This window comes from Actinomyces sp. HMSC075C01 (assembly GCF_001812965.1).
In the GTDB taxonomy this organism is placed as follows: Bacteria; Actinomycetota; Actinomycetes; order Actinomycetales; family Actinomycetaceae; genus Actinomyces; species Actinomyces acetigenes.
In genome coordinates this window covers 1,235-10,784 of the sequence record NZ_KV811037.1, presented here as the reverse complement: position 1 = coordinate 10,784, position 9,550 = coordinate 1,235, and the positions used below count along the sequence as shown (strand labels likewise).

General features: G+C 69.2%; 6 protein-coding genes and 1 pseudogene. All 7 read left to right on the top strand.

The genetic code is table 11. The annotated features are described in order from the left end of the window. Positions 1–529 precede the first annotated feature (529 nt). Complete coding sequence (locus HMPREF2883_RS12375; protein ID WP_070662918.1) at positions 530–1,360, top strand: (Fe-S)-binding protein; 831 nt, start codon at positions 530–532, stop codon at positions 1,358–1,360. Next, entirely contained in the window at positions 1,357–3,090 is a 1,734-nt protein-coding gene (locus HMPREF2883_RS12370) for a LutB/LldF family L-lactate oxidation iron-sulfur protein (RefSeq protein WP_070662917.1), read from the top strand. Before HMPREF2883_RS12375 ends, HMPREF2883_RS12370 begins: the two co-directional genes overlap by 4 nt. After that, on the top strand, positions 3,090–3,740 hold the full coding sequence (locus tag HMPREF2883_RS12365) for a LutC/YkgG family protein (RefSeq protein WP_070662916.1): 651 nt from the start codon (positions 3,090–3,092) through the stop codon (positions 3,738–3,740). The genes HMPREF2883_RS12370 and HMPREF2883_RS12365 overlap by 1 nt, the downstream gene beginning before the upstream one ends. 262 nt (positions 3,741–4,002) lie before the next feature. Then, positions 4,003–5,466, top strand: a complete 1,464-nt coding sequence (locus HMPREF2883_RS12360; protein WP_256277483.1) for a mannitol dehydrogenase family protein — start codon at positions 4,003–4,005, stop codon at positions 5,464–5,466. Between the two features lie 285 nt (positions 5,467–5,751). Beyond that, positions 5,752–7,020: an alpha-hydroxy acid oxidase gene (locus tag HMPREF2883_RS12355; protein WP_070662914.1), complete on the top strand. Its 1,269-nt coding sequence runs from the start codon at positions 5,752–5,754 to the stop codon at positions 7,018–7,020. 272 nt (positions 7,021–7,292) lie between these two features. Next, a pseudogene (locus tag HMPREF2883_RS12350) lies at positions 7,293–8,292 on the top strand (peptide MFS transporter); the annotation flags it as partial. A gap of 310 nt (positions 8,293–8,602) precedes the next feature. After that, the coding region (locus tag HMPREF2883_RS15655) for a peptide MFS transporter (protein ID WP_256277478.1) at positions 8,603–9,550 on the top strand (948 nt) is incomplete at its 3' end.

Sequence of the window (9,550 nt, the reverse complement as noted above, 5' to 3'; positions counted from 1 at the left end):
GGCCATCGCCTCAACCGCGGTGGACGCCCCCGGATCCTTCGCGATTCGGGGGGCGCCGTGCGCGCACCCGCGCTGCGACGTCGGATCGGGGACGTCCTTCCCACCCGAGGACTGCGTTCTCCCACCGACGACTGCGCCCCAGCACTCACATTCTGACGGCAAACGCAGTCCTCGCCACAAAAGTACGTTCTCGACGGCGTCGGCCACGCTCCCATCAGCGCCTCCCCGACCCCCACCACGGATAAGGGCAGTGATGCATGACGCAATCCACATCTAGGACTTACCTCCCACACGCCGAGGGCGTCCCCCGCCCAGCTCGCCCTGACCCCCCACAGATCCGCACCGCCTCAAGGGAAAACCCACCTCCGAGAGCGGAACCAACCGACCGGGAGAGCACCGTCGTCAGATGAGTGCCACCTCAGGGCCGTAGCCTGAGACGCAGCCGAGGCCGCATCACGTCCTGCTACGAGGCAGGTGAGTCAGGGCGGTCCTCGTGACAGTCTCAGCTACGACGTCGTGGAGGCATATCGTGCGAATCGCCCTTTTCGCCACCTGTCTTGCGGACACCATGTTCCCGCAGGCAGCGCAGGCAACCGTCACCATCCTGGAGAGGCTCGGCCACCAGGTCTGCTTCCCCGAGGGACAGGTCTGCTGCGGCCAGATGCACGCCAACACCGGCTACTTCAAGCAGGCCGCCAAGATCACCCGCAACCACGTGGAGACCTTCTCCCCCGTGCTCGACGGCGAGTGGGACGCCATCGTCATCCCCTCGGGATCGTGCACCGGCGCGGCCCGTCACGAGCAGGGCCTCGTGGCCGAGCACGTGGGCGACACGGCCCTGGCCAAGAGGGTCGAGCAGATCGCCGCACACACCTACGACCTCACCGAGCTGCTCATCGACGTCCTGGGCACCGAGGACGTGGGCGCCTACTTCCCCCACACGGTCACCTACCACCCCACCTGCCACTCGCTGCGCGTCGCCAAGGTCGCCGACCGCCCCTACCGCCTCCTCAAGGCCGTCGAGGCCCTCACCCTCATCGACCTGCCCGACGCCGAGGTCTGCTGCGGATTCGGCGGCACCTTCTCCATGAAGAACTCCGAGACCTCCACCGCGATGCTCGCCGACAAGATGAGCAACGTGATGTCCACGCGCGCCGAGGTCCTGTGCGCCGGCGACTACTCCTGCCTCATGCACATCGGTGGTGGCTTGTCCCGCGTCAACTCCGGGGTGCGCATCATGCACCTGGCCGAGATCCTGGCCTCCACCAAGGACGCGCCCTTCGAAGGCAACATCTCCTTCGCCCCCAAGTACGTCCAGCACACCGGTAACTCTCAGCACACACAGGCGGTGGCACGATGACACAGGTATTTCTCGGCATGCCCCACACGGGCGGGTGGCGCACCGAGGTCGAGCAGCCCGAGGACACGCTGCGCTGGGGGCCCACCTTCCCCGAGGGCGCGCACAAGACGCTGGCCAACACCCAGATGCGCCGCAACCTGGGTCACGCCACGCGCACCATCCGCTCCAAGCGCGCCCAGCGCGTGGCCGAGATGCCCGACTGGGAGGACCTGCGCAACGCCGCCGAGGCCGTCAAGTTCGAGGTGGCCTCGCGTCTGCCCGAGCTGCTGGAGCAGTTCGAGGCCAACGTGACCGCCCGCGGCGGAATCGTCCACTGGGCGCGTGACGCCGCCGAGGCCAACCGGATCATCACCGACATCATCGCCTCCAAGGGCGTTGACGACATCGTCAAGGTCAAGTCGATGGCCACCCAGGAGACGAACCTCAACGAGTACCTGGCCGACCGGGGCATCACCGCCCACGAGACGGACCTGGCCGAGATGATCGTCCAGCTGGCCGACGACATGCCCTCGCACATTGTGGTCCCGGCCATCCACCGCAACCGCTCCGAGGTGCGCGGCATCTTCCTGGACCGCATGGAGGACGCCCCCGCGGACCTGTCCGACGACCCCAAGGAGCTCACGGCCGCGGCCCGCTCGCACCTGCGCAACAAGTTCCTGCACGCCTCGGTGGCCGTCTCCGGCACCAACATGGGCGTGGCAGAGACCGGCACGGTCTCGATCTTCGAGTCCGAGGGCAACGGGCGCATGTGCCTGACCCTGCCGGACACGCTCATCACCCTCATGGGGATCGAGAAGCTGGTGCCCCGGTTCCAGGACGTGGAGATCTTCTCCCAGCTCCTGCCGCGCTCGGCCACCGGTGAGCGCATGAACCCCTACACCTCCATGTGGACGGGCGTCACCGAGGGCGACGGCCCCAAGGAGTTCCACCTGGTGCTCATGGACAACGGGCGCACCAAGACCCTGGCCGACCCGGTGGGCCGCCAGGCCCTGGCCTGCATCCGCTGCGGGTCGTGCATGAACATCTGCCCCGTCTACCAGCACACCGGTGGACACGCCTACGGCTCGGTCTACCCCGGCCCGATCGGCTCGATCATCACCCCTCAGCTCACGCAGGGGCTGGCCGACGACGACCCGGTCCACACCCTGCCCTTCGCCTCCTCCCTGTGCGGGGCCTGCGGTGAGGTGTGCCCGGTCAAGATCGACATCCCCACGATCCTGGTCCACCTGCGGGCCCGCTCCGTGGACGTCAAGCGCCGCATGGTGCCGGACGTGTGGGACGTGGCCATGAACGTCTCGGCCCCGGTGATGTCGAAGAGCTCGCTGTGGGAGGCCGCCTCGCAGACGGTCAAGGCCTCGGCGCTGTTGGGCGGCAAGGACGGCAAGATCGGCGCCCTGCCCTTCCCGGCCTCCCTGTGGACCGGGGCGCGAGACCTTCCGGTGGCCCCCTCGGAGACCTTCCGCCAGTGGTGGAGGCGCACCCACCCCGAGGGCGAGACCCCTCTGAGCCAGGTCGCCGGCGCCCAGACCGGCCGCGGCCACGCGGACGGCTTCCCGGCCGATCCGCCGCCGTCTCCCGGAAAGCCGGTGTCCGGCAGCGCGAGCGCCGACGGCGAGCCCACCCCGGCCGCGCTGGACGCACGCTCGGCCATCAACAACCCTGAGCCGATCGCCCCGGAGGCATCCGCCCCCCAGGCCCCGGCCGGCTCGACCAGCGAGGAGGAGCTGTGATGGATGCGAAGTCCGCGATCCTGGCCCGCGCCCGCGACGCGATCTCGCGGTCCCAGACCCGACCGGTGGGGCCGATCCCGCGCAACTACATCCGCTCCGGGGACAATCCCCCCGGCTCCAAGCCCGTGGTTGACGAGATGATCGAGAAGCTCGAGGACTACTCGGCCGAGGTCATCGTCGCCCCCAAGGACGCGGCGATCCTGGATGCCATTGACGAGCTGCTCGGTGAGGCGCGCTCCGTCGTCGTCCCCGCCGGACTGCCTGAGTCCTACAAGGAGGCGGCGGCCCGCAACGGCCGGACCGTGGTGGAGGACTCCCGTCAGGAGTCCATCGCCACCCTCGACCTCAATGAGATCGACGCCGTGCTGACCTGCTCGCGTGTGGGCATCTCGATCTCGGGGACGATCATCCTCGACGGCGAGCCGGACCAGGGCCGCCGGGCCATCTCGCTGGTGCCGGACAAGCACGTCGTGGTCCTGGAGCGCGAGTCGATCATGCCGACGGTGCCGCAGGCCGTTGACGTCCTGGGCGAGCACCCCACGCGCCCGATGACGTGGATCGCCGGCGGCTCGGCCACCAGCGACATCGAGCTGGTGCGCGTCAACGGCGTGCACGGCCCGCGCAACCTGCGCGTCGTCATCGCCCACTGAGGTTCATCAAGCCCGCCCGCACTCCGCGTCGCCCGATTGCTCACTGCTCGGGCGGCGCGGAGTTTTGTCGGCTCTTCCCTGCTCCCGCAAGGATGTCGGCGAGCTGAGGCGGGGAGCAGGACGGGCGGGTGAAGCCGCTCGGGGCAGACGCACATCAGTTTTCCATGAAGGAGTAGTTGACTGGCGGCAGCGCGGAAAGGACCTCTTCTTGACCATCTCACTGACTGAGTCACCCCTGGCCCCCGACTACGACCGGTCCGCCATGACCACCGGGATCGCCCACATCGGTGTGGGCGGCTTTCACCGCGCCCACGAGGCCGCCTACCTCGACAGGCTCATGCGCCGACGCGCCGGGTCCGGCCCCCGTGGCGGCGGGCGGGCCACCGCACCGGGCGGCTCCTGCCTGGAATGGGGGATCTGCGGCGTCGGCCTGTTACCCGGTGACGCCCGGATGCGCGACGTGCTGGCGGCTCAGGACCACCTCTACACCCTCATCCGCAAGCACCCCGGTGGGCTGCGCGATCCGGCGGTCATCGGCTCGATCCACACCTACCTCTTCGCCCCCGACGACCCCGAGGCCGTCCTGGCCCTCCTGAGCGCGCCGACCACCCGGATCGTCTCACTGACGGTCACCGAGGGCGGCTACAACGTCGACGACGCCACCGGCGCGTTCCGCACCGAGGCACCCGGAGCCGCCCACGACGCCGAGCACCCGGGCGAGCCGACGACCGCCTTCGGCTACATCGTTGAGGCGCTGCGGCGTCGTCGGGAGGCAGGGATCCCGCCGCTGACGGTCATGAGCTGCGACAACCTGCCCGGTAACGGGAAGGTGGCCCGCACGGCGGTGGTCTGCCAGGCCGCGATGAGCGACCCCGAGCTGGCGGAATGGATCGACGGGAACGTCGCCTTCCCCAACTGCATGGTGGACCGCATCACCCCGCGCACCACGCAGGCCGACATCGCCGAGCTGCGGCAGGCACTCGGTGTTGAGGACGCCTGGCCGGTGGTCTGCGAGCCCTTCACCCAGTGGGTGCTCGAGGACGACTTCCCCACCGGGCGGCCCCCGTGGGAGGAGGTCGGGGTGCACATGGTCGACGACGTCGTCCCCTACGAGCTCATGAAGCTGCGTCTGCTCAACGCCTCCCACCAGGGGCTGGCCCACTGGGGGCGGCTGCTGGGGATCGAGTACGCGCACGAGGCCGCAGCCGATGCGGATATCGCCGCCTGGGTGAGGGCCTATCTTGAGCGGGAGGCGCGCGCGACACTGCGCTCGGTGCCGGGAATCGACCTGGACGACTACATCAGCACGCTCTTCAAGCGCTTCACCAACGAGGCGATCGCAGACACACTTTCCCGCCTGGCCCAGGACGCCTCCAGCCGGATGCCGAAGTTCGTCCTGGGCACGGTGCGCGACAACCTCACTGCCGGCGGGCCGATCCGACTGGGGACCGCGATGGTGGCGGCCTGGGCGCTGGGCGATGAGGGCGTCGACGACAACGGCGGCGAGATCGTCGTCGACGACCCGCTGGCCGACGAGCTGCTACTTCTGGCTGCCGCGCAGAAGTCCGGCCACGAGACGGCCTTCATCTCCCACGAGGGAGTCTTCGGGGACCTGGCGACCAACGAGCGCTTCCGGCGCACCTTCGTCGAGGAGCTGGATGCCCTGCGACGTGAGGGTGCGCGGGCGCGTCTGCGCGCCCTGGCCGGCCGCACCCGGGCGGCCTAGCCCGGGCTGTCGTCCCCGGCCGTCGTCCTGCGGTCGGAGCCACGCGCACCCCATCGCGTGGATTGTCCCCCGCCGTCGAACCGACGCCGCTGCACCGGAGACTAGCGCTCCGCAGAGATTACGCCCACCACCAAGGTTGCTTAGGCTAACCTTGTTTCAGTGACCTTTGTCCCATAGCATGAGGTGGTTCGTGGGCCTCAGGGCCGGCCACGGGTGCCGGTCGCGTCCCACGAGCACTCCGCGCTGCGCGGAGCGTCCAGAATCCGACTCACCGATGAGGTTCCTATGGTCAAGCGCCAGCTGCCCAACCCGAGCGAGATCTTCGAGCTGCTCCACTTCAAGACGCCCGAGCTCAATCCCAGGCGTCGACGCCTCGACGCTGCACTGACCACCTGGGACCTGCGCAAGATCGCCAAGCGCCGCACTCCGGCCGCGGCCTTCGACTACACCGACGGCGCCGCAGAGGGCGAGATCTCCCTGCGTCGCGCCCGCCAGGCCTTCCGCGACATCGAGTTCCACCCCGACATCCTGCACCCGGCCATCGACGTCGACACCTCCTGCGAGATCCTGGGCGGACGCTCGGCCATGCCCTTCGGCATCGCACCCACCGGCTTCACCCGCCTCATGCAGACCGAGGGCGAGGTCGCCGGGGCCGGGGCCGCCGGCGCCGCCGGGATCCCCTTCACCCTGTCCACGTTGGGCACCGCCTCCATCGAGGACGTCAAGGCCGCCAACCCTCACGGGCGCAACTGGTTCCAGCTCTACGTCATGCGCCGGCGCGAGATCTCCTACGGGCTGGTCGAGCGCGCCGCGGCGGCCGGCTTCGACACCCTCATGTTCACCGTGGACACCCCCGTGGCCGGGGCCCGCCTGCGCGACAAGCGCAACGGCTTCTCCATCCCGCCCCAGATCACGGCCGGCACCGTCCTCAACGCGATCCCCCGCCCGTGGTGGTGGTTCGACTTCCTGACCACGCCCAAGCTGGAGTTCGCCTCCCTGAAGTCGACCGGCGGCACCGTAGGCGAGCTGCTCGACAACGCCATGGACCCCACCATCAGCGACGAGGACCTCAAGGTCATCCGCTCCATGTGGCCGGGCAAGATCGTCATCAAGGGCGTCCAGACGGTGGAGGACTCCAAGCGCCTCATCGACCTGGGCGTCGACGGCGTCCTGCTGTCCAACCACGGCGGGCGCCAGCTCGACCGCGCCCCCGTCCCCTTCCGCCTCCTGCCCGAGGTGGTCCGTGAGGTCGGCAAGGATGCCACGATCATGGTGGACACCGGCATCATGAACGGCGCCGACGTCGTGGCCGCCGTCGCCCTGGGCGCGAAGTTCGGGCTCGTGGGCCGCGCCTACCTCTATGGCCTCATGGCCGGCGGGCGCGAGGGCGTGGACCGCATGATCGAGATCCTCTCCGACGAGGTCATCCGCACCATGAAGCTCCTGGGGGTCTCCAGCCTGGCCGAGCTCGAGCCGCGCCACGTCACCCAGCTGACCCGTCTGACCCCGGTGCGCCCGAGCGTCAAGGCCACATCCGACGCCCTGGCCCGCTGAGGGCCCCGGCCCGCGCAGCCCTGCCGACCTGCCCCTCCGCACGTCGTGAGAGGAGTCCCCGTCATCCGCCCGGCGCGGCGGCACCCGGCGGCCCCGGAGAAGAGCCCCCAGCGGTCGCCTTCCGGGGCCGCCGTCGTCTGGCCGAGAGTCGGAAGCATGCCGGAAACAGGCCGGGCACTATGGTCGTGGCACCATCATTTCTGTCCTCGGCGACAGGTCTGTGCCTCCTCACATCAGACGGAACGCCCGGCGCCCTGGATCACCCCTACCCCCCGCTGCTGACCGGCTGGCTGCGCGAGCACCACGGCTACCACGCCGGCTTCTTCTCAGCCGCCGTCGGCATGGCCTTCGCCCTGGGCGCCTTCATCTACGGCCGCCACAAGCTCTCCGCCTTCGCCTTCACCGTTCCCAACCCCATCCGCCCCCAGGAGCGCCGGCGGCTGCTGCTGGGCGCCCTCGGCGTCCTGGTCGCCGTCGGCGCCGTCGTGGCCGCCCTCCAGGCAGTCACCGGCAACCTGGTGACCACTGTCGCCACGGCGGGACTGCTCGTGCCGGTCGGTGCGGCCGTGGCCTACTTCGTGGTCATGTTCCGCTCCCCGAAGGTCACCACCCCCGAGCGCACCCACCTGCGCGCCTACATCCCCCTGTGGATCGGCGCAGTCCTGTTCTTCATGATCACCGAGCAGGCGGCCGGCAAGATGGCCACCTTCGCCGACTCCAACACGGATCTGCGGCTGCCCCTCTTCGGCTGGTCGATCACCGCGGAGGCCTATCAGTCGGTCAACCCCGCAGCGATCGTGATCCTGGCCCCGCTGATCGGCATGCTCTTCACCCGACGGGCGGGCCGGTTCCCCTCCACCATCATGAAGTTCGTCATCGCGGTGCTCATCGTGGGGCTCTCGGCGCTCATGCTGGGCTACGGCTTCCAGATCTGGCCGAGAGGCCAGCACCTGTCCCCCTGGTGGTTCCTGGCGCTGGTCTACGTCATCCAGACCGTCGCCGAGCTCTTCCTGACCCCCGGTCGGGCTGGCCACGACGACCGCCCTGGCACCCAAGAGCTTCGCCTCCCAGGCGATGGGGCTGTGGTGGCTCAGCGTCGCCACCGGACAGGGCGTGGCCGGGTTCGTCATCGCCCAGACCGAGGACGCCTCCGACGCCACCTACTACTACGGCCTGGGCGTGGCCACACTGCTCATGGCCCTGGTGCTGTTCGCCGTCGCCCCGTGGACCCAACGGCAGATGGCCGACGTCGAGGTCACCGCGCAGGACTAGGCGCGGCTGGACCAGGCACGGCTGGGCCGCCGCGAGTTCGTAGGTTAAGCCTCGGGTTCGTAGGGTAAAGGTACGAACGCGAGGACTAACATACGACCGCGCGACTCCGACTGCCGCCGGCGGAGCCCAGAGGGGGGTCCATGAGCATCATCCCGGACTCACCGACCTCGTTGGTCGCTTAGCGCAGCCGCCCTCGCGTCCTCCCGAAGTAATCGCACGGTCAGGGTAGGGTGCACAGGTACCTGCGGTTCTTGCCGGACACTGACGGTCCGGCGGCACACCTCACCCGACCACAGGAAGAGAGAGTCTCATGTCAACGACCCCGGCTCCCGTCGAGGACGGTCTCGATACCGGTCGGATGATCACCAGCCGGTGGCGCCCCACCACCCTGCGCACGACGCCATCAAAGGAGGACCAAGGGCTGTTCGGCCACCCCCGGGGACTTCCCTGGATGCTCAACGTGGAGATGTGGGAACGCTTCTCCTACTACGGCATGCGCGCCATCCTGCTCTACTTCATCACCGACACCGTGGCCGAAGGCGGCCTGGGCCTGAGCAACAACTCCGGGCATGTCATCCTGGCCTCCTACAGCGCGGCCGTCTACCTGCTGGCCATCCCCGGGGGCATCTTCGCCGACCGCATCATCGGGCCCTGGCTGTCCACCCTCTACGGCGGCGTCGTCATCATGGCCGGCCACATCTGCCTGTCCATTCCCGCGCCCGCCCTCGCCTGGACGGGGATTGTGCTGGTGGCTGTGGGCACCGGCTTCATCAAGCCGAACCTGTCCACGATCGTCGGGGGTCTCTACGATGACGACGACCCGCGGCGCGACGCCGGATTCCAGCTGTTCTACATGTCGGTCAACCTCGGATCACTGGCGTCTCCACTGGTGACCGGCTGGCTGCGCGAGCACTACGGCTACCACGCCGGCTTCTTCTCAGCCGCCGTCGGCATGGGGGTGGCCCTGATCGCCTTCATCTACGGCCGCCACAAGCTCTCCGCCTTCGCCTTCACCGTTCCCAACCCCATCCGCCCCCAGGAGCGCCGGAGCTTCGTACTCGCCTCGCTCCTGACCGTGGTGGCCGCGGCCGCACTCGTCTCGGTCCTCAACGTCCTGACCGGCAGCCTGCTCGACGCCATCTCCACGACCATGCTCATCATCCCCGCCGGTGCCGCCCTGGGCTACTTCGTCCTCATGTTCCGCTCCCCCAAGGTCACGGCCCGCGAGCGCACCCACCTGCGCGCCTACATCCCCCTG